Source organism: Clostridium sp. AM29-11AC, assembly GCF_003480545.1.
GTDB lineage: Bacteria > Bacillota > Clostridia > Lachnospirales > Lachnospiraceae > Otoolea > Otoolea saccharolyticum_A.
Genome location: NZ_QUJI01000023.1, coordinates 512 through 18,838 on the forward strand (window position 1 = coordinate 512; position 18,327 = coordinate 18,838).

An 18,327-nucleotide genomic window follows, 5' to 3' on the forward strand; every position below is an offset into this window, starting at 1 on the left:
TTTGGTGTAAGGGATACTATGTCGATACAGTAGGAAAAGACACAGTAGCAATAAAAAAATATATAGCCAACCAGATAAAACAAGATCAGGAAATGGATCAGTTAAGTCTATTCGATCCGCGTGACCCGTTTACGGGTAGCAAGTAACCCCACGCGTGGCTGGCAGGCCAAAAAAAGACGCACTTGTGCGTAGCTAGTGGTATTAGAGCTATGCCCGAAAAGGAAAAACCACCCGCTATGCGGGTGGATAATTATTGCATGAACAGACGCTCTTCGTTATTCTGGTCTCAAATCAGAAAGCAGAATGGGACATACGAAGCCGATGCATGCAAAGCTGATGAATACGAAGGTGATTTATATAAATAAAACTGATTCATATGAGAACGATGCATGTATGTCTGGCTGACAGAAAGAACGATGCATTATGCCCGGCTGACAGGAGAGCTGTTAATTGGGAAACCACCTGTAAGAAAGCAGTTTGAGATAGAAAGGAAGGACAGAAAGATGCGGATTGTTGCAGTGAATATGAAGGAGATGCAGAGTGAATCAGAGGTTTTTGATTTTCTGAAAAAAGAACTCTGTTTTCCGGAGGAGTTCGAGGGAAGCATGGATGAGCTGTATGCAGAGCTCCTTGGGCTGGAAGAAAATGTGTGCGTGGAGATTTTGAGGCCGGAGACGGACTCACCTTTATTTAAGTTCGAGAAAGAAATGGAAGGTGTGATGGAACGTGCTGCGCAGACAGTCGAATTTAAAGAAGACAGAATGTATGCAGTTTTTGCAGATTACCAGTACATCGAGAAGAATCCCTGGTAAGGAGGGCGAAGACAGAATCCCCTGTCTTGTGGTGCGGTCGGACAGGCGCACCATGGCCCTTCAGGTAAAGCCGGACGGGCAGGTGGTAATCCGTGTCCCCAGGCAGGTCAGCGTGGAGCGGGCCATGGAATTTGCAGGAAGAAATCAGGAGTGGATTCTCGAAAACAGAGAGAGGGCCCTTCAGCTGGAAGCTCAGAGACCGGCATACTCAGACCGGGAGATAGAGCATTTCAAGAATCAGCTCCGCCCTGTTCTGGAACAGCGCCTGGCGTATTTCTCCGAACAGATGGGTGTTTCCTATGGCCGGGTGTGCATCAGAGATCAGAAGACGCGGTGGGGAAGCTGCAGCGCCAGAGGAAACTTAAACTTTAACTGGAGGCTCTGTCTGGCGCCGCCGGAGATTCTCGACTATGTGGTGGTGCATGAGCTGGCTCACCGGAAGGAGATGAATCATTCCAGGCGTTTCTGGGACATTGTAGAAAATGTCCTTCCTGACTGCAGGGAGAGAAGAAGGTGGCTCAGGGAGAACGGAAGACGGCTCGGGTAAAAGCCGGCTTGCGGCAGGCAAAGAGGTCTGTAATTCTGAGAGGGATTTATCGCGATTTGAGCAGGCGCAGCTGCCAAAGATACAGAGAGGAGAGCAGGGATGGCAGAGGAAATTTGGATGCTTCAGACGAAACGGGCTGATTTTGGGGCGATTGCCGAGCGGTTTGGAATCGATCCGGTGACCGCCAGAGTGATCAGAAACCGCGGAATCGAGGGGATGGAGAATATAGAGCGGTATCTGTATGGAAATCTGGACGGCCTGTATTCCCCGTGGCTTTTGAAGGATATGAAACCGGCTGTAGAAATTTTGAGGCAGAAAATTACAGCGGGAAAGCGGATTCGGATAGTGGGAGACTACGATATTGACGGCGTCTGCTCTACCTATATTCTGTATACAGCGCTCAGGCGCCTTGGCGCAGAGGCAGATTATGCGATCCCTGACCGCATTAAGGATGGATATGGAATCAATGAATCCATTATCAGGGAGGCCCATGAGGATGGGATCGACACAATTCTGACCTGCGACAATGGGATATCGGCCTTTTCACAGATCAGCCTTGCCAAAGAGTTCGGCATGACTGTGATTGTGACCGATCACCACGAGGTTCCCCTCGACGCAGAGGCGGAGGTGATTCCGCCGGCTGACGCTGTCGTAAATCCGAAACAGAGAGACTGCAGATATCCATTTCCGGAAATCTGCGGGGCCGTGGTGGCATACAAGCTGGTGGAGGCTCTCTATGAGGAATACGGGATTGCGCGGGAGGAATGGCTGGACATGCTGGAATTTGCAGCCATTGCAACAGTGGGAGATGTGATGAGGCTCCAGGATGAAAACAGAATCATTGTCAAATACGGGCTCCGCAGGATGGCAGAAACGAAGAATCTGGGGCTTAAAAAGCTGGCGGAAAAGAACAATCTCGATTTGAGTACAATAACGGCCTACCACATCGGATTCGTCATCGGTCCCTGCCTGAATGCCGGAGGCAGACTTCAGACGGCAAAGCTGGCCCTGTCCATGCTTCTCGCGGAAACGGAAGACGAGGCGGAAGCCCTGGCTCAGGAGCTTAAGAGCTTAAACGATATGAGGAAGGATATGACAGAGCAGTGGACGGCAGAGGCAAAGCTTTTGGCTGACACCCGGTACAGGGATGACAAGGTTCTGGTTGTATTCCTGCCGGAATGCCACGAATCTCTGGCCGGAATTATCGCGGGAAGGCTCAGGGAATACTGCCAGAAGCCGGCGCTCGTGCTGACCAGAGGAGAGGAGGCTGTGAAGGGCTCCGGACGCTCCATAGAGGCTTACCACATGTTTAAAAAGCTGTCTGAGGTTAAGGAGCTTCTTCTCAAGTTCGGAGGGCATCCGATGGCAGCCGGGCTCTCGCTTCTGGAAGAAAACATCGAGCCGTTCCGGAAGGCTCTGAATGAAAATTCCGGCCTGACAGAGGAGGATTTTAAGGCAAAGGTGTGGATCGACGTGCCGATGCCCATTGACTACATAAAGGAGAGACTGGTGGAGGAGCTTAAAATTCTGGAGCCCTTTGGCCAGGGAAATGAAAAGCCCCTGTTTGCCCAGAAAGGGGTTAGAATCAGGAGCTGCCGGGTAATCGGGAAAAATAAGAATGTGGTAAAAATGGTTCTGGAAGGGCAGGGAGGACGGGCCATGGACGGAATGCTGTTTACAGACGGCCTGGCCTTCGAGGAAGAGCGAAATGGGCGGAGAATGCTCGACATCGTATATTACCCTGAAATCAATGAATACAACGGCAGCAGAAATATCCAGGTGGTGATACGCAGGTACAGGTTCTGTTAAGGTTTCTAATAAGATCCTGATAAGATCCTGTGATCTGGGCAGGTGGAGAGAATCACCGTTGAAAAAACGGGGGGAATGAAAGAAAAAAAGCCGGAGGGAACGGTACAGAATGACTCTGTATGCTCCCTCTGGCTTTTCTGTTTCCTGTATTTTTTTATTTTATTTTCCGTTCTGGCCCTCGAGTTCTGCCATCTTCATGGCCCGTACCTTGAGCGGCAGTCCGAACAGAGTGATAAAGCCCTCTGCATCGTGGTGGTCGTAGAGTTCGCCTGTAGTGAAGGAGGCCAGGGACTCACTGTAGAGAGAGTAGGGGGAGGTGGTTCCGGCCTTGATGATATTGCCCTTGTACAACTTGAATTTTACCTCTCCGGTTACATACTCCTGCGTCTTTTCCACAAAAGCCTGAATGGCCTCACGCAGCGGGGTGAACCACTTTCCTTCATAGACAATCTGAGCGAATTTGTTTCCCATATCTTTTTTGACCTCCATGGTAGCCCGATCCAGCACAAGTTCTTCGAGCTGAGCATGGGCCTCCATTAAAATCGTGCCTCCCGGCGTTTCATAGACGCCGCGGGACTTCATGCCCACTACCCGGTTTTCCACGATGTCGACGATTCCGATTCCGTGTTTTCCGCCCAGCTCATTTAAACCGCGGATAATATCGGAAACCTTCATAGCCTTTCCGTTGAGGGAGGTGGGAACGCCCTTCTCAAAGGTCATGGTGACATACTCCGGCTCGTCAGGAGCTTTTTCCGGTGTCACGCCGAGAACCAGCAGGTGCTCATAGTCAGGCTCGGCAGCAGGATCCTCAAGCTCCAATCCTTCGTGGCTGATGTGCCAGAGATTTCTGTCGCGGCTGTAGCTGGAGTCTGCGGAGAAGGGAAGGTCGATGCCGTGGGCCTTGCAGTAGTCGATCTCATCCTGACGGGACTGCATGGTCCATACGTCTGTCATTCTCCAGGGGGCAATAATTTTCAGATCCGGGGCCAGGGCTTTGATTCCCAGCTCGAAGCGGATCTGATCATTGCCTTTTCCCGTCGCACCGTGACAGATGGCAGAGGCTCCTTCCTTTCTCGCAATCTCCACCAGCTTTTTGGCGATGCCGGGGCGGGCCATGGAGGTTCCCAGCAGATATTTGTTTTCGTAGACTGCACCTGCCTGAACACAGGGAACAATATAGTTGTCACAGAAGTCATCCACAATGTCCTCGATATAGAGCTTTGACGCTCCGGACAGCTTTGCCCTCTCCTCCAGACCTGTGAGTTCTTCACCCTGTCCGCAGTCGATGCAGCAGCAGATCACCTCGTAATCGAAATGTTCTTTGAGCCATGGAATAATAGCGGTCGTGTCAAGTCCGCCGGAATATGCCAGGATTACCTTCTCTTTCATAATCGCTTCCTCCTCATATATGTTCGTCATGTTTTCTGCCTCAGGGCAGACACTGCAATCAGTACGGATGATACAGTCCGGGCAGAAAGGCTGCCGGTATCGGATTGCATAAATATTATATCAATAAACATAAATATACATCTAAAAAGTAATAAAATCAAGAGGAAAATGCATATCCAGGTTAAAAAAAGAAAAGCGCAGTGAATAATATGCATTATTATGAAAGCGATTCAGGGGCCGAAAAAGTACAGGGATAGGGGAAAGCAGAGAATGGAACAGAAGGAAGAGCAGAAGGAAGAACAGAAGGAGGAAAAGAAAGAAGAACAGGAGGAACAGGAAACAGAACAAAAAGCGAAGGGCCTGAAACGGGAAAAGGGGAGCCTTGGGGATTGTGCACAGATACGGGTGAAAAATCACAGGATGAATTGAATATTAAACAAAAATTGTGGAATATTCTATGTACTTTTTCCCTAAAAGGTTTATAATATAAAACATCAGATGTGTTGGAAATGCACATCAAATCAAGTGAACATTTTCAAGGGAGGAATCAATTATGAAGAAAAGAGTTCTGGCACTGTCCATGGCTTCTTTAATGGCTTTCGGACTTGTAGGCTGCTCAGGCGGCTCATCTGAAACAGCTCAGACAACTGCAGCAGCAGGCTCTGAGGCAGCAGGAGAGACAACTGCGGCAGGAGATACAGGAGCCAAGGCAGATGCTGAGGTGGCAAACAAGGACAAGCCATTAGTATGGTTCAACCGTCAGCCATCCAACAGCTCCACAGGAGAGCTTGACATGAACGCTCTCAGCTTCAACGACTCTACATACTATGTAGGTTTCGATGCAAACCAGGGTGCTGAGCTTCAGGGAACCATGGTTAAGGAGTACATTGAGAAGAACATCGACACAATCGACCGCAACGGCGACGGCATCATCGGATACGTTCTGGCAATCGGTGATATCGGACACAATGACTCTATCGCACGTACAAGAGGCGTTCGTAAGGCTCTCGGCACAGGCCTTGAGAAAGACGGCGCGATTGTCAGCGATCCGGTTGGTATCAATACAGACGGAACTTCCACAGCAGTTCAGGATGGTTCCATCGAAGTAAACGGAAAGACATACGTTGTAAGAGAGCTGGCTTCCCAGGAGATGAAGAACTCCGCAGGAGCTACATGGGATGCAGCTACAGCAGGCAACGCAATCGGTACATGGGCTTCTTCTTTCGGAGATCAGATCGATGTTATCGCTTCCAACAACGACGGTATGGGAATGTCCATGTTCAACGCATGGTCCAAGGACAACAAGGTTCCAACCTTCGGATATGACGCAAACAACGATGCAGTGGCAGCTATCGCAGAGGGCTACGGCGGAACAATCAGCCAGCACGCTGACGTTCAGGCTTACCTGACACTCCGTGTTCTTCGCAACGGTCTTGACGGCGTAGATATCGACACAGGTATCGGTACACCTGATGAGGCTGGAAACGTTCTCTCCGACGATGTATATGTATACAACGAGGACGAGCGTTCCTACTACGCATTAAACGTAGCAGTTACAGCTGACAACTACCAGGATTTCACAGATTCCACAAAGGTTTACGAGCCGGTATCCAACCAGTTAGACGCAGCTTCCCATCAGGAGAAGACCGTATGGCTTGACATTTACAACGCTTCTGATAACTTCTTAAGCTCCACCTATCAGCCGCTGCTTCAGAAGTACGATGATCTTCTGAACCTGAAGGTTGACTACATCGGCGGAGACGGACAGACAGAGTCCAATATCACAAACCGTCTTGGAAACCCAAGTCAGTATGATGCGTTCGCAATTAACATGGTTAAGACAGACAACGCAGCTTCTTATACAGCTTTACTGAGTCAGTAATATCTGGTGAAATAAGAGAGGGCAGGCTATTAGGGAGAAGAAATTCTCCCTAATGCTCTTTTAAGACTGGTAATGCCCGGCAGAAAATATAAAAGTAAACGCTGGTCAATCACTATATCAAATACATAACAGGAGTAAGAATAATGGCAGATAAGAAAGATGATATCGTCTTATCAATACGCGGTATGAGCAAGTCCTTCGGCCGAAACAGGGTTCTGGATCACATCAATCTGGATGTGAAGCGCGGAACCGTCATGGGCCTGATGGGCGAAAATGGCGCCGGTAAGTCGACAATGATGAAGTGCCTTTTCGGAACATATCAAAAGGATGAGGGCAATATCTTCCTTAACGGCAAGGAAATCAGCTTTTCCGGACCGAAAGATGCTCTTGAAAACGGTATTGCAATGGTTCACCAGGAATTGAATCAGTGTCTGGAGAGAAATGTAATTGATAATTTATTCCTTGGACGTTATCCGGTTAATTCCTTAGGTGTAGTTGATGAAGGCCGAATGAAAAAGAAGGCATCAGAGCTGTTCAGAAAGCTGGGCATGACAGTGAATCTTACACAGCCCATGAGAAATATGTCCGTATCCCAGAGGCAGATGTGCGAGATTGCAAAGGCTATCTCCTACAATTCAAAGGTAATTGTTCTGGATGAGCCGACTTCCTCTCTGACAGTTCAGGAGGTTGACAAGCTCTTTGAAATGATGAGAATGCTGAAGGAGCAGGGAATTGCTCTTATCTATATTTCTCATAAGATGGATGAAATTTTTGAGATCTGTGATGAGATTTCTGTGCTTCGTGACGGTAAGATGGTTATGACGAAGAAAACCTCAGAGACAGATATGAACGAGCTGATTGCAGCCATGGTTGGCCGTTCACTGGAGAACAGATTCCCGCCAGTGGACAATACGCCAAAGGATGTGATTCTGTCCGTTCAGCACCTTTCTACAAAGTTTGAACCCTACCTTCAGGACGTTTCATTCGATGTCCGGGAGGGAGAAATTTTCGGACTATACGGTCTGGTGGGAGCAGGACGTACAGAGCTTCTGGAAACGATGTTCGGTATCCGTACCAGAGCGGCAGGGCGTGTCTATTTCAGAAACCGCCTGATGAATTTTAACAGCGCAAAGGAAGCCATAGAGCACGGGTTTGCATTGATTACCGAGGAGCGTAAGGCGAACGGGCTCTTCCTGAAGGGAGACCTTACCTTTAACACCACGATTGCAAACCTGGATCAGTATAAGGTAGGTATGGCGCTTTCCGATCAGAAAATGGTAAAGGCTACTGCACAGGAGATTAAGATCATGCATACGAAATGCATGGGACCGGACGATATGATCTCAAGCCTTTCAGGAGGAAACCAGCAGAAGGTCATCTTCGGAAAATGGCTGGAGAGGAGTCCTCAGGTATTCATGATGGACGAACCGACCAGAGGTATTGATGTAGGCGCAAAGTATGAGATATACGAGCTGATTATCAAAATGGCAAAACAGGGAAAGACCATTATTGTTGTTTCCTCTGAGATGCCGGAGATTCTGGGAATCACAAACCGTATCGGAGTTATGTCAAACGGTCATCTTTCTGGAATTGTCAACACGAAGGAGACAAACCAGGAGGAGCTTTTAAGACTCAGTGCAAAATACCTATAATGAGGGAGATTGGTAGATATGGCAGTTGAAAACAGTAAGATACTTACGGCTGAGCAGGAGATGAAGCTGCGCCAGCCAATAGAGGATTATGTCGGCAAAATTCAGGAGAAGATCGACAGCCTTAGAGCAGACGGAACAGATAAGGTCCTTTCCCTTCAGAATGACATGGATGTAGTGAAAAAGGATCGTATCTTCACGAAAGAAGAAAAGGATGCCAAAATTGCCCAGCTTAAAGCTGAACTGGAAAAGGCAAAGGCAGTTGAGGCTAAGAATAAAGATGAGATTTCCAAACTCATCGCAGATGCTGAAGCTTATTTAAAGGAGCATTTTGTCAAGGATTACTATCAGCATGTGGTGGAGAGCTGTAAGCTGGAAAAGGCTCAGGCTCAGGAAAAGTACCGCAGGCATGTAGAAGAGCTTGAGAAGCAGCATAAGGATATTTTATCCAAGATTACAGATCATCAGGAGATTAAGGACGAAAAGTATGTTCATAAAAACAGGCTTTTCGATGCCAAGATGGAGCTGGAGAAAGATTTCCAGCAGATTAAGGACAGAAGACATGCAGCATTTGCATACAGGAATCACCTGATCGACCTTCTGCGTATGTCTAAATTTACCTTCGCAGAGACCATGGCAGAGAAATGGGAGAACTACAAGTACACCTTTAACCGCAGGGCATTCCTGCTCAGAAACGGTCTGTACATTGCAATCATTTTAATTTTCATTGCTCTGTGCATCATTACTCCAATGGTAAAGGGCGTTCCGCTGCTTACCTACAATAACGTGCTGAATATTCTTCAGCAGGCTTCTCCGCGAATGTTCCTGGCTCTCGGCGTTGCAGGCCTGATCCTGTTAGCTGGTACAGACCTTTCCGTCGGACGTATGGTTGGTATGGGTATGACAACCGCAACCATTATCATGCACCAGGGAATCAACACAGGTATGGTGTTCGGACATGTATTTGACTTCACCTCTTTACCTGTTCCTGTGAGAGTCATCTTCGCGTTATTCATGTGCGTGGTTTTATGTACCTTCTTCACAACGATTGCTGGCTTCTTCACTGCCAAGTTTAAGATGCATCCGTTCATCTCAACCATGGCAAACATGCTTGTAATCTTTGGACTTGTTACATATTCCACAAAGGGTGTATCCTTCGGTGCGATCGAATCCTCAATTCCGGGAATGATTATTCCGAAGATTAACGGATTCCCAACCATTATTCTCTGGGCAGTAGCAGCAGTGATTATTGTTTGGTTTATCTGGAATAAGACCACATTCGGAAAGAACCTGTTCGCTGTCGGCGGAAACGCAGAGGCGGCAGCAGTTTCCGGTATCTCTGTATTCCGTGTGACCGTGGGTGCATTCATCCTGGCTGGTATTCTTTACGGCTTCGGCTCCTGGCTGGAGTGTATCAGAATGGTGGGTTCCGGTTCCGCAGCTTATGGACAGGGCTGGGAGATGGATGCCATCGCAGCCTGCGTAGTCGGCGGTGTATCCTTCACAGGCGGTATTGGTAAGATTTCCGGTGTCGTAGTTGGTGTATTTATCTTCACCGCTCTGACATACTCTCTTACAATCCTTGGTATCGATACAAACCTTCAGTTCGTATTCTCAGGTATCATTATCCTTTCAGCTGTAACGCTTGACTGTCTGAAGTACGTTCAGAAGAAGTAATAGCTGACAGGGACAAAGGGGCTGACAGACAGCCGGCCTGACTGACAATGAAATAAGGAATGTTTAAGGACTGCTGTAAACTCAGACCGGCAGGGCACAGATTGGATTTATAGTTTTTTATGAATCTAAGACGTGTGCTTTGCCGGTCGGGTTGCAGCAGTCTTTTTTCTTCCTGCTTCTTGAAATAAACCGGGCGGAAGTGTAAACTGAGAGGGACAGCCGTACAGGAAAAGAGGGAAAAAGAGAATGATTACAAGACAGAGTGTGATGCCGGTCAATTTCCTTAAAAAGGAAAACTTTACAGGGAGCGAGCGGGGAATGAGATACAGGATGGAAAAGGGAGAAGCTGACGGGGAGGAAGCGCTGGTGGTCACGGTATGGCCCGAGCCCTATGGGTTTGATGCCACTCCTGAAGAGCAGAAGACGAGGGCTCAGTTTGCTTTTTCCGAGGAGGGGATAGAGGCCGGCGTGCAGTGGCTCAATGAGATGTGGGCTCTGAAATTCGGCAGCGGGGAAAAATGACAGAGGAGAAAACAGATGCGCTGAGGATTAAGTGTGGACATTTTGAGCGGTTGGCGATATAATACGTACTTATTGAGTATTTAAAGGCGGCTTGAGTGAAATATGAACTGGAAAAGAGATTTTAAGAAAGGGCTGAAAGCCGGAATCCCCATCGGTCTGGGCTACATTCCGGTTTCTTTTACGTTTGGTTTTCTGGCAGTTTCCGGAGGACTTCCCGTCTGGGTGGCAGTGGTGATCTCGCTGACCAATCTCACCAGCGCAGGACAGTTTGCAGGGACGAATCTGATCTTTGCGGGGGCGGGATATTTCGAGGTGGCGCTCACCACCTTTGTCATCAATATCCGGTACATGCTGATGTCGCTTTCACTGTCCCAGAAGCTGGACAAAAAGACAGGGACTCTGGAACGGCTGGTGATGGCCTTCGGAATTACAGATGAAACATTTGTGGTCGGCTCTCTGCAGACAGGGGTTTTGACTGCTCCCTTTATGCTGGGACTTATCTCCATGCCTATAGTGGGATGGAATCTGGGAACGCTTCTGGGAGGCTGCATTTCTACGATCCTTCCCCAGGCACTCCAAAATGCCATGGGAATCGCTCTGTATGCCATGTTTATCGCCTTGATTATTCCGGCGGCGAGAAAATCGCTTCCTGTGCTTTTTGTGATTCTGACGGCAGTGGCTGTGAACTGTGCAGTGAAATACATACCGCTGTTTGCCTTTGTCTCAGACGGGTTCAGAGTAATTATTGCCACAGTGGCGGCAGCGGCGGCCGGAGCCTGGGTATTTCCCAGCAGGGAAGAGGAACATAAGGAGAGGGAGCTCTCCTAGAGAAAGGAATCAGAAATCAGGAGGTAGAGGAAGATGGAGATGGAGAGAGTTCTTATCTGTGTGGCGCTGATGGCTCTTGTGACTTATATTCCAAGGGTGCTTCCGGTTACGATTTTCAGAAAACAGATTCAGTCGCCCTTTATCCGTTCCTTTTTGGACTATACACCTTATGCAGTGCTGGGGGCACTGACGTTTCCGGATGTATTTTTTTCCACAGGGCATATTCTTTCTGCAGCCGGGGGCACGGCAGTGGCAGTATATCTGGGCTACAGGGGAAAGAGCCTGGTGGTGGTAGCCCTTGCCGCCATTTTGGCCGTATATCTGCTGGAACTGGCAGCCGGAGCGGCTGTTCTGTGAAAATGTATGAAAAGCAGGAGGCGGACAGGATACTTTTAAGTGCAGGCTGCCGGGATACAGGCGGGCAAATGTAAATGAGAATGACATCAGAGAGCAGAGGAGAAAACATGATTACATTACGAGGAGCAGAGGTTTCTGAGAAGCTGAAGGTACAGGTGCAGGAGGGGCTTTCAGAGCTGGGACGTATCCCGCGCCTTGCGATTGTCCGTGTTGGGGAGAGGCCCGATGATATTTCTTACGAAAAGGGCGCTGTCAAGAAGATGGATGCTTTCGGGCTGGAGGTGGTGAAGTATACCTTTCCGGAGAATATAAGCGATCGGGAGTTCAAGGCTGCCTTTCGGGAGATCAACGAGAACCCGGATGTGGACGGCATCCTCGTCCTGAGACCGCTGCCTGAGCAGATCGTTCAGGAGGATATTGACCGGATGATCCATCCGCTCAAGGATCTGGACGGCATCTCACCGGTGAACATCGCAAAGGTGTTCAGCGGAGATAACACAGGGTTTGCACCCTGCACGGCTGAGGCGGTTATGGATATCCTCCGCCTGAATGATATTCCTGTAGCCGGAAGGCGCGCTGTGATTGTGGGCCGGAGTATGGTGGTGGGACGGCCTTTGGCTATGCTGTTTTTGCAGGAGAATGCGACGGTGACAGTCTGCCATACCAGAACTGTGGATCTGCCGGAAATCTGCCGGAGCGCCCAGATTCTTGTGGCAGCTGCCGGATGCGCCAAAATGGTGGACAGGACGTATGTGGGAGAGGGAGCTATTGTAGTGGATGTGGGTATCAATGTGGACGAAAACGGCCATCTGTGCGGCGATGTAGATTTCGAGGACATCAGAGAACAGGCGTCTATGGCTACTCCTGTGCCGGGAGGGATCGGTTCGGTGACCACCGCAGTGCTTGCAAAGCGCCTCGTGAACGCGGCTCTGGCACAGGCCCGGGCGGAGAGAGAAACGAATGCAGGCTTATAGAGCTGGGTTTTAGAAATCTGACAGCAAAGCTTAAGAGAAAAGAAAAGCATCTATTCTGTTTTTTTTGTATAATAAATTCAGAATAGATGTCTTTTTATTATGCTGGAGCAGCCGACAGAAGGGAAAGGTGCTTTGAGGGAAGGGGGGAAATGGAGAAGAGGAAAAGACAGATAAGATGAACTATGCAGAGAGGAAGGATTTTATGAAAAAAAGAGGGATGATTGCTGCCGCAGTTCTGGCCGGCGCGCTGGGAATCACTGCCTGCGCAGCGGGAACCGCAGGAGGGACAGTGACCGTGGAGACTGCAAAGTCTCATATTATCAATGTGAACAGTTCAGAGACCGTTACGGCTGAGCCGGATATCGCGCAGATTCAGCTGACGGTCTACTCCCAGGCAGAAGATGCCAAGGCCTGCCAGACGAAAAACAGTGAGGATCTGCAGCGTGTGATTGAGGCGCTGAAAGCCCAGGGGCTTGAAGAGTCCTCCATTCAGACAGCCAGCTTTGGGCTGAATCCGGTATATGACTGGGATTCGGGAAAGACTGTTACCGGCTATGAGATGAGTTCCAGAGTAACCGTAAGGGATATCCCCATTGACAATGCGGGAACTGTCCTGAAGGCAGTCGTGGAGGCCGGGGCCAATCAGATTGACTCGGTGTCCTATCTGTGCAGTACCTTTGATGAGAAATACCAGGAGGCCCTGAAGATGGCCATTGAGAGCGCAAAGATCAAGGCCCAGGCCATGGCCGAGGCAGGCGGCTGTCAGCTGGGGGCTGTGATAAATATAAATGAGCTGAGCTCTGATCAGCAGCCGCGCTATACGAAGGCTTCCAACCTTATGATGGAAACAGAGGAAGCAGGCCTTGCGGCAGATACGGGAAGCATCGATGTGATGGGCGGAGAAATCGAAATCGAAGCCAATGTAAATGTGGATTTTTCCATCCAGTAGATCCTGGCGGGAAAAGCGGGAAACCATACATAAAAACCTCCATGGCGAGGGATACTAGAGGTATCTTAAGCCATGGAGGTTTTTTTATGTGGGGATTAATCGTGGCCCTTGCATCAGGGGCTCTGATGAGCATTCAGGGAGTGTTTAATACAGAGGTGACAAAACAGACGAGTGTGTGGGTGTCTGCCGGATGGGTACAGGCCTCAGCCTTTCTCACCTGTGTGGTATTCTGGCTGCTTTCGGGGCGCGACAGGATTGGCGGGCTCATGCAGGTGACGCCTAAATATATGCTGATTGGTGGTGTCCTGGGAGCTCTTATTACCTACACAGTGATCAAGAGCATGAGCGCTCTGGGTCCGGCGAAGGCTGCACTTCTCATTGTGGTGGCCCAGATCCTTGTGGCGTATGGGATAGAGGTGCTGGGACTGTTCGGCGTGGACAAGGCAGGATTTGAGTGGAGAAAGGCCATCGGGGCAGCCGTGGCGATTGCAGGGATTGTGATCTTTAGGTGGGAAAGCTGACAAACCTGCTTTGAATGGACGATTTAGTGCTTGTGTTTAAACGGGGTTTTAGGTAGAATAGGGGTACAGGCATAACAGTATCTTCCGCCAGACAGACGGGAGGTACGATACATATGAAGAATGGGAAGCTGAGAGACAGGATGAAAGTGATCCTGGCTGTTATATGTGTGCTTGCAGCCGGCATATGCTATATCGGAAGCCGGTATGTCCGGCCGGAGGAGAACCGTGTCCGTGAGGAGCAGTTTGTTCTGGACATAGAGGAGGAAGATACCTTTCTGACAGATGAAGGCGATACCCGAAAACAGGACGACAGCATGTCTGAGAACCGGATGGACAGGGATGCCGGGGTTGGGAGTCAGGACAGCGGGAAAACGCAGCAGCCTTGCGGGGAAGAGACAAAGACTCAGGGGAGCAGCAAAGCCCGGGAAGAGTCAGTTTTTGTCCATGTCTGCGGCGAGGTGGTTTTTCCGGGAGTCTATGAGATGCCGGCGGGAAGCCGTGTCTATGAGGCAGTCGAGATGGCTGGAGGCTGTACGGAAAACGGGGCCGCCGATTACCTGAATATGGCTCAGGAGGTCAGCGACGGAATGAAGATTCAGGTTCCGGACAGGGAGGAGGCAAAGCGTCTTTCAGAACAGCAGCCTGGGTTGGGAGCTGGAATTTCAGGCGGCCAGACAGCCGGGACTGGATCCGGACAGGGCCAGGCAGCCGGGCAGGTAAAGGTCAATATCAACACAGCTTCCAGGGAGGAGCTGATGACTCTGACCGGGATCGGGCAGGCCAGAGCCGACGATATTATCCGTTACCGTCAGGAGCATGGTAGCTTTAAAAGGATTGAGGATATCATGAAGGTCTCTGGAATTAAGGAGGCTGCATTTCAGAAGATAAAGGACAGTATCACGGTATAGGACGTGGTGAAGAGGTGGGAAAATGGCGAAGGTCTTAGTGGTAGATGATGAAAAACTGATTGTGAAGGGAATCCGTTTCAGCCTTGAGCAGGAGGGAATGGAGGTAGACTGTGCATACGACGGCGAGGAGGCAATCGAGATGGCCAGGGAAAAGGAGTACGATATTGTGCTTCTCGATGTGATGCTTCCAAAGAGGGATGGATTTGAGGTGTGCCAGGCAATCCGGGAGTTTTCGGAGATGCCGATTATTATGCTGACCGCCAAAGGCGGAGACATGGATAAGATTCTGGGGCTGGAATACGGCGCAGATGATTATATAACAAAGCCGTTTAACATATTGGAGGTTAAGGCCAGGATCAAGGCCATTATGAGGCGGAGCACACGCCGTTCCAGGAAGGATGCACAGCCCCAGAGCCGGACCATAACGGTTGGGGAGCTGAAGCTGGACACAGACAGCAGGAGAGTGTTTATCGGGGACAGAGAGATTAACCTGACGGCAAAGGAGTTTGATCTGCTGGAGCTTCTGGTCTGCAATCCCAATAAGGTATACAGCAGAGAGGAGCTTTTAGGATACGTCTGGGGAAATAAGGCGGCGGGAGGCGGAGATGTCCGCACTGTGGATGTCCATGTGAGAAGGCTCAGAGAAAAGATTGAGCCCAGTCCAAGCGATCCCAAGTATGTCCACACGAAATGGGGCGTGGGATATTATTTCAGAGCTTAGGCGTCAAAGAGAGGCCTGTGTCCCGATGCTGGATGCAGCAGGAGATAGGTACAGCGGAAGTATAAATTTCAAAGGGGCCGGTTTTCCGGCACCTGAGCCCGGCTTTGCCGGGTTTTCTCTCTGTAAGGGGGCTGTTTGGAATGGCGGCAGCCCTGACAGGGGAAGCCATTTTCTGATAGGAGGAAGCAGGATGAGGCCGGAAAAGAGCAGATTCTGCGAAAGAGAGGAGAAACAATGGATATTGTAATAAGGAAGGTAAAACCGGAGGATTTAGAAAGGGTGACTGCAGTGGAAGCAGAATGCTTTCCGGAAGCTGAGGCAGCGGGAAGAGACGCTTTCCGGGCCCGGATCGAGGCATTCCCGGACAGCTTTCTGGTGGCGGAGAAAGACGGACAGCTGGTGGGCTTTATCAATGGATGCGTTACGGACGAGAGAACGATCCGGGATGAAATGTATGAGGACAGCAGTCTTCACAGGCCGGACGGCAGATATCAGAGCGTGTTCGGCCTGGACGTGATCCCCCAGGAGAGAAGGAGGGGAATTGCAGAGCTTCTGATGAGAACTCTGATAGAAGACGCCAGAAAAAAAGGAAGGGCGGGAATGATCCTTACATGCAAGGACAAGCTGATTCATTACTATGAAAAGTTCGGTTATGTAAACCAGGGGCTGTCTGAGTCTGTCCATGGGAATGCTGTCTGGTATGATATGCTTCTGGAGTTTTAGGAACTGTTCATCCGTGCAGGAGCCAGAGAGGAGTTTTCATGAGGCGGCACAGAGAAAGAAAGCAGATTCAGGGAGCCGGATGGAGGCGGCTTGACAATACGGGAAAGCTGTTTGCCATGGTAACAGGAGAGGATCTAAGCAATGTGTTCCGCGTCAGCGCGGTTTTAGACAGGGAGATCTCGCCGGAGGGCCTTCAGAGGGCGCTTATGAGAACCCTTCCGGAGTTTGAGGTGTTTCGTGTCAGGCTTCGGCGCGGTTTTTTCTGGTACTACTTTGAAACAAATACGCGGGAACCGTCTGTGGAGCAGGAGACGGCCTTTTTATGTAAGTATATTGAACCTCAGGGAAATCAGATGTATCCCTTTCGGGTCAGCTATTTTGGAACCCGGATCAATTTTGAAGTGTTTCATGCCCTCACAGATGGAATGGGGGCCATGAATTTCCTGAAGAGGCTGGTGGAAATTTATCTGGAGGAGGATGTGCCCGGGGAAAAGCCGGGGGCAGGGCCGGAACAATCCAGAACGGCAGAATGCCCGCGAAGCATATCCCGGGATGAGATGTGCACGGTGAAGGAGAAGGCAAGGGGCCGCGCTTCTGACAGCTATCTTTTTCATTACCGGAAACGGGAACACAGAGGGTATGGCGGCAGGAGCGCCTTTCAGCTTCGGGGGAAATGGCTTCCTCTTGGCCAGACCGCTGTCTATCACGGATATGTGGATCTGAACCGATTTAAAACTCTCTGCAGGCATGAGGGGGTCAGCATGACGAAGTACCTGGCTGCGCTGCTCCTCTGGTCAGTCATTCAGGTCTATCTGGAGGGCAGGACAAAAAGGGAGCCGGTAGCTGTTAACCTTCCCATTAATCTGAGGGCATTCTTTGAGTCAGACACGCTGGCCAATTTTTTTGCAGTCACAAATATCTCATTTCCGGAGGAGAGACAGCCGGAAAATTTTAACGAGGTTCTCTCGGAGGTCAGCCGCCAGATGGATGAGAAGATTGTGAGGGAGCGCCTGGAGGAGACCATCTCCTACAATGTTTCCAGGGAGAAGAAGTGGTATGTGAGAATTACGCCGCTGGCCCTTAAAACGCGGATAACCAGGCTGATTTTTCTGAGAAATACCAGAGCCTATACGCTGACGCTGTCCAACCTGGGGGCTGTGGAGATGAAGGAGGGACTCCGGGACAGTATCCGCGATTTTCACGTGATCATCGGAGTCTCAAAAAAGCAGCCGGTGAAGTGCGGAGTGGCCGCTTTTGGGGATAAGGTAGACATAACATTTTCAAGCGCGTCCCAGGACAGAAGGCTTCAGGACTATTTCTATGGCTGGCTGGACGAACAGGGGGTTTTGACAGGAAGGGAGGAGAACGGGGTTGTGGCCTCCCCCTATGCTCGGGGAAATTACCCCGAGGCTGCGGCCGAGACGGGGAGAATCAGAAAGATGATGCCATGGTTTTACGGGACCTTGTTTATCATCGCCGCTGTCACAGGGATTGCCAATGCAGCTACCTATCGCTGGCTGGGGCGGTGGTGGTCTGTGATAACGATTGCAGGAATAGCCTATGCGGCCATGACTGTGCGCTTTTCTCTGCTCAGAAATTCCAATCTGGCGGGGAAAATATTCAGGCAGTCGCTTGGGGCCATTGCAGTTCTTGTGCTGATTGACTGGAACCTGGGATATGAGGGCTGGGCATTTAACTATGCTGTGCCAAGCCTGCTGCTGTTTGATGTGGCGGCTGTGGGCGGACTGATGACAGTGAACCGGCTGAACTGGCAGAGCTATTTTATGTACCAGATTGTCATCACCATCTTCTGCCTCATTCCTCTGGCACTATGGGGGGCAGGTCTGGTGACGCGCCCATTTCTGTCCCTTCTTACTGCGGGAGCAGCCCTCATTCTGCTTTGCACTACGGTGCTCGCCGGCAGCAGGAGCGTACTGCGGGAGCTGAGGAGAAGGTTCCATCTGTAGAGAGATAAAAGGGAAAAATCAAAAGGGGGAGGACGCTGGCATTTCAGGGGGAGAAGAACATGCAGGAAAACGGAAAGGCAGAGGGATGAACC

At 50.1% G+C, this 18,327-nt stretch carries 18 protein-coding genes and 1 pseudogene; 18 read left to right on the plus strand and 1 reads right to left on the minus strand.

Features of this window, described 5'->3' with window-relative positions; genetic code table 11:
* The 4 genes and pseudogenes from DW757_RS17800 to recJ form a co-directional block, all read left to right on the plus strand.
* Nucleotides 1-146: pseudogene (locus DW757_RS17800) on the plus strand (IS200/IS605 family transposase); the annotation flags it as partial.
* A 357-nt stretch (nt 147-503) separates the two neighbouring features.
* Nucleotides 504-812 carry a hypothetical protein gene (locus tag DW757_RS14155; protein WP_227910106.1) on the plus strand — a complete coding sequence of 103 codons (309 nt, stop codon included), beginning with the start codon at nt 504-506 and terminating at the stop codon, nt 810-812.
* Nucleotides 766-1,359 (plus strand): M48 family metallopeptidase, encoded by a 594-nt coding sequence (locus DW757_RS14160; RefSeq protein WP_021966855.1) that lies wholly within the window; start codon nt 766-768, stop codon nt 1,357-1,359. Before DW757_RS14155 ends, DW757_RS14160 begins: the two co-directional genes overlap by 47 nt.
* A gap of 99 nt (nt 1,360-1,458) precedes the next feature.
* Nucleotides 1,459-3,168 carry a single-stranded-DNA-specific exonuclease RecJ gene (gene recJ, locus DW757_RS14165; RefSeq protein WP_087383360.1) on the plus strand — a complete coding sequence of 570 codons (1,710 nt, stop codon included), beginning with the start codon at nt 1,459-1,461 and terminating at the stop codon, nt 3,166-3,168.
* Nucleotides 3,169-3,327: 159 nt separating this feature from the next.
* On the opposite strand, the gene DW757_RS14170 is transcribed toward recJ, so the two are convergent.
* On the minus strand, nt 3,328-4,557 hold the full coding sequence (locus DW757_RS14170) for an argininosuccinate synthase (RefSeq protein WP_015574561.1): 1,230 nt from the start codon (nt 4,555-4,557) through the stop codon (nt 3,328-3,330).
* Nucleotides 4,558-4,827: 270 nt separating this feature from the next.
* Between DW757_RS14170 and DW757_RS17450 the strand changes: the two genes are divergently transcribed.
* The 14 genes from DW757_RS17450 (at nt 4,828) to DW757_RS14245 (ending at nt 18,235) form a co-directional block, all read left to right on the plus strand.
* Nucleotides 4,828-4,986, plus strand: a complete 159-nt coding sequence (locus DW757_RS17450) for a hypothetical protein (RefSeq protein WP_015574560.1) — start codon at nt 4,828-4,830, stop codon at nt 4,984-4,986.
* 124 nt (nt 4,987-5,110) lie between these two features.
* Nucleotides 5,111-6,439: a substrate-binding domain-containing protein gene (locus DW757_RS14180; protein WP_118752044.1), complete on the plus strand. Its 1,329-nt coding sequence runs from the start codon at nt 5,111-5,113 to the stop codon at nt 6,437-6,439.
* Nucleotides 6,440-6,582: 143 nt separating this feature from the next.
* Nucleotides 6,583-8,091, plus strand: a complete 1,509-nt coding sequence (locus DW757_RS14185; protein ID WP_118752045.1) for a sugar ABC transporter ATP-binding protein — start codon at nt 6,583-6,585, stop codon at nt 8,089-8,091.
* A gap of 18 nt (nt 8,092-8,109) precedes the next feature.
* On the plus strand, nt 8,110-9,765 hold the full coding sequence (locus tag DW757_RS14190) for a galactoside ABC transporter permease (RefSeq protein ID WP_118752046.1): 1,656 nt from the start codon (nt 8,110-8,112) through the stop codon (nt 9,763-9,765).
* Between the two features lie 246 nt (nt 9,766-10,011).
* Nucleotides 10,012-10,287 carry a hypothetical protein gene (locus tag DW757_RS14195; RefSeq protein ID WP_118752047.1) on the plus strand — a complete coding sequence of 92 codons (276 nt, stop codon included), beginning with the start codon at nt 10,012-10,014 and terminating at the stop codon, nt 10,285-10,287.
* Between the two features lie 102 nt (nt 10,288-10,389).
* Entirely contained in the window at nt 10,390-11,115 is a 726-nt protein-coding gene (locus DW757_RS14200) for an AzlC family ABC transporter permease (RefSeq protein ID WP_015574556.1), read from the plus strand.
* Nucleotides 11,116-11,148: 33 nt separating this feature from the next.
* Entirely contained in the window at nt 11,149-11,472 is a 324-nt protein-coding gene (locus DW757_RS14205; RefSeq protein ID WP_008397208.1) for an AzlD domain-containing protein, read from the plus strand.
* 107 nt (nt 11,473-11,579) lie between these two features.
* Nucleotides 11,580-12,446: a bifunctional 5,10-methylenetetrahydrofolate dehydrogenase/5,10-methenyltetrahydrofolate cyclohydrolase gene (locus DW757_RS14210; RefSeq protein ID WP_021966857.1), complete on the plus strand. Its 867-nt coding sequence runs from the start codon at nt 11,580-11,582 to the stop codon at nt 12,444-12,446.
* A gap of 202 nt (nt 12,447-12,648) precedes the next feature.
* Nucleotides 12,649-13,395 (plus strand): SIMPL domain-containing protein, encoded by a 747-nt coding sequence (locus DW757_RS14215; RefSeq protein ID WP_243033716.1) that lies wholly within the window; start codon nt 12,649-12,651, stop codon nt 13,393-13,395.
* A gap of 86 nt (nt 13,396-13,481) precedes the next feature.
* A complete protein-coding gene (locus DW757_RS14220) occupies nt 13,482-13,916 on the plus strand; it encodes a DMT family transporter (RefSeq protein ID WP_015544862.1) in 435 nt (144 codons plus the stop codon).
* A 113-nt stretch (nt 13,917-14,029) separates the two neighbouring features.
* Nucleotides 14,030-14,824, plus strand: coding sequence for a helix-hairpin-helix domain-containing protein (locus DW757_RS14225; RefSeq protein ID WP_118752049.1), 795 nt, complete (start codon nt 14,030-14,032; stop codon nt 14,822-14,824).
* Nucleotides 14,825-14,846: 22 nt separating this feature from the next.
* Nucleotides 14,847-15,545 carry a response regulator transcription factor gene (locus tag DW757_RS14230; RefSeq protein WP_008397213.1) on the plus strand — a complete coding sequence of 233 codons (699 nt, stop codon included), beginning with the start codon at nt 14,847-14,849 and terminating at the stop codon, nt 15,543-15,545.
* Nucleotides 15,546-15,779: 234 nt separating this feature from the next.
* Nucleotides 15,780-16,268, plus strand: coding sequence for a GNAT family N-acetyltransferase (locus DW757_RS14240; protein ID WP_015544865.1), 489 nt, complete (start codon nt 15,780-15,782; stop codon nt 16,266-16,268).
* Nucleotides 16,269-16,306: 38 nt separating this feature from the next.
* Complete coding sequence (locus tag DW757_RS14245; RefSeq protein WP_118752051.1) at nt 16,307-18,235, plus strand: DUF6320 domain-containing protein; 1,929 nt, start codon at nt 16,307-16,309, stop codon at nt 18,233-18,235.
* Nucleotides 18,236-18,327 lie beyond the last annotated feature (92 nt).

What these genes read in the sequence shown, in the direction of transcription:
- DW757_RS17450 (WP_015574560.1), top strand. Translation starts at nt 4,828, where the DNA reads ATGGAACAGAAGGAAGAGCAGAAGGAAGAACAGAAGGAGGAAAAGAAA.
- DW757_RS14240 (WP_015544865.1), top strand. Translation starts at nt 15,780, where the DNA reads ATGGATATTGTAATAAGGAAGGTAAAACCGGAGGATTTAGAAAGGGTG.
- DW757_RS14190 (WP_118752046.1), top strand. Translation starts at nt 8,110, where the DNA reads ATGGCAGTTGAAAACAGTAAGATACTTACGGCTGAGCAGGAGATGAAG.
- DW757_RS14180 (WP_118752044.1), top strand. Translation starts at nt 5,111, where the DNA reads ATGAAGAAAAGAGTTCTGGCACTGTCCATGGCTTCTTTAATGGCTTTC.
- DW757_RS14170 (WP_015574561.1), bottom strand. Translation starts at nt 4,557, where the DNA reads ATGAAAGAGAAGGTAATCCTGGCATATTCCGGCGGACTTGACACGACC.
- DW757_RS14210 (WP_021966857.1), top strand. Translation starts at nt 11,580, where the DNA reads ATGATTACATTACGAGGAGCAGAGGTTTCTGAGAAGCTGAAGGTACAG.
- DW757_RS14195 (WP_118752047.1), top strand. Translation starts at nt 10,012, where the DNA reads ATGATTACAAGACAGAGTGTGATGCCGGTCAATTTCCTTAAAAAGGAA.
- DW757_RS14225 (WP_118752049.1), top strand. Translation starts at nt 14,030, where the DNA reads ATGAAGAATGGGAAGCTGAGAGACAGGATGAAAGTGATCCTGGCTGTT.
- DW757_RS14215 (WP_243033716.1), top strand. Translation starts at nt 12,649, where the DNA reads ATGAAAAAAAGAGGGATGATTGCTGCCGCAGTTCTGGCCGGCGCGCTG.
- recJ (WP_087383360.1), top strand. Translation starts at nt 1,459, where the DNA reads ATGGCAGAGGAAATTTGGATGCTTCAGACGAAACGGGCTGATTTTGGG.
- DW757_RS14245 (WP_118752051.1), top strand. Translation starts at nt 16,307, where the DNA reads ATGAGGCGGCACAGAGAAAGAAAGCAGATTCAGGGAGCCGGATGGAGG.
- DW757_RS14155 (WP_227910106.1), top strand. Translation starts at nt 504, where the DNA reads ATGCGGATTGTTGCAGTGAATATGAAGGAGATGCAGAGTGAATCAGAG.
- DW757_RS14200 (WP_015574556.1), top strand. Translation starts at nt 10,390, where the DNA reads ATGAACTGGAAAAGAGATTTTAAGAAAGGGCTGAAAGCCGGAATCCCC.
- DW757_RS14160 (WP_021966855.1), top strand. Translation starts at nt 766, where the DNA reads ATGCAGTTTTTGCAGATTACCAGTACATCGAGAAGAATCCCTGGTAAG.
- DW757_RS14205 (WP_008397208.1), top strand. Translation starts at nt 11,149, where the DNA reads ATGGAGATGGAGAGAGTTCTTATCTGTGTGGCGCTGATGGCTCTTGTG.
- DW757_RS14185 (WP_118752045.1), top strand. Translation starts at nt 6,583, where the DNA reads ATGGCAGATAAGAAAGATGATATCGTCTTATCAATACGCGGTATGAGC.
- DW757_RS14220 (WP_015544862.1), top strand. Translation starts at nt 13,482, where the DNA reads ATGTGGGGATTAATCGTGGCCCTTGCATCAGGGGCTCTGATGAGCATT.
- DW757_RS14230 (WP_008397213.1), top strand. Translation starts at nt 14,847, where the DNA reads ATGGCGAAGGTCTTAGTGGTAGATGATGAAAAACTGATTGTGAAGGGA.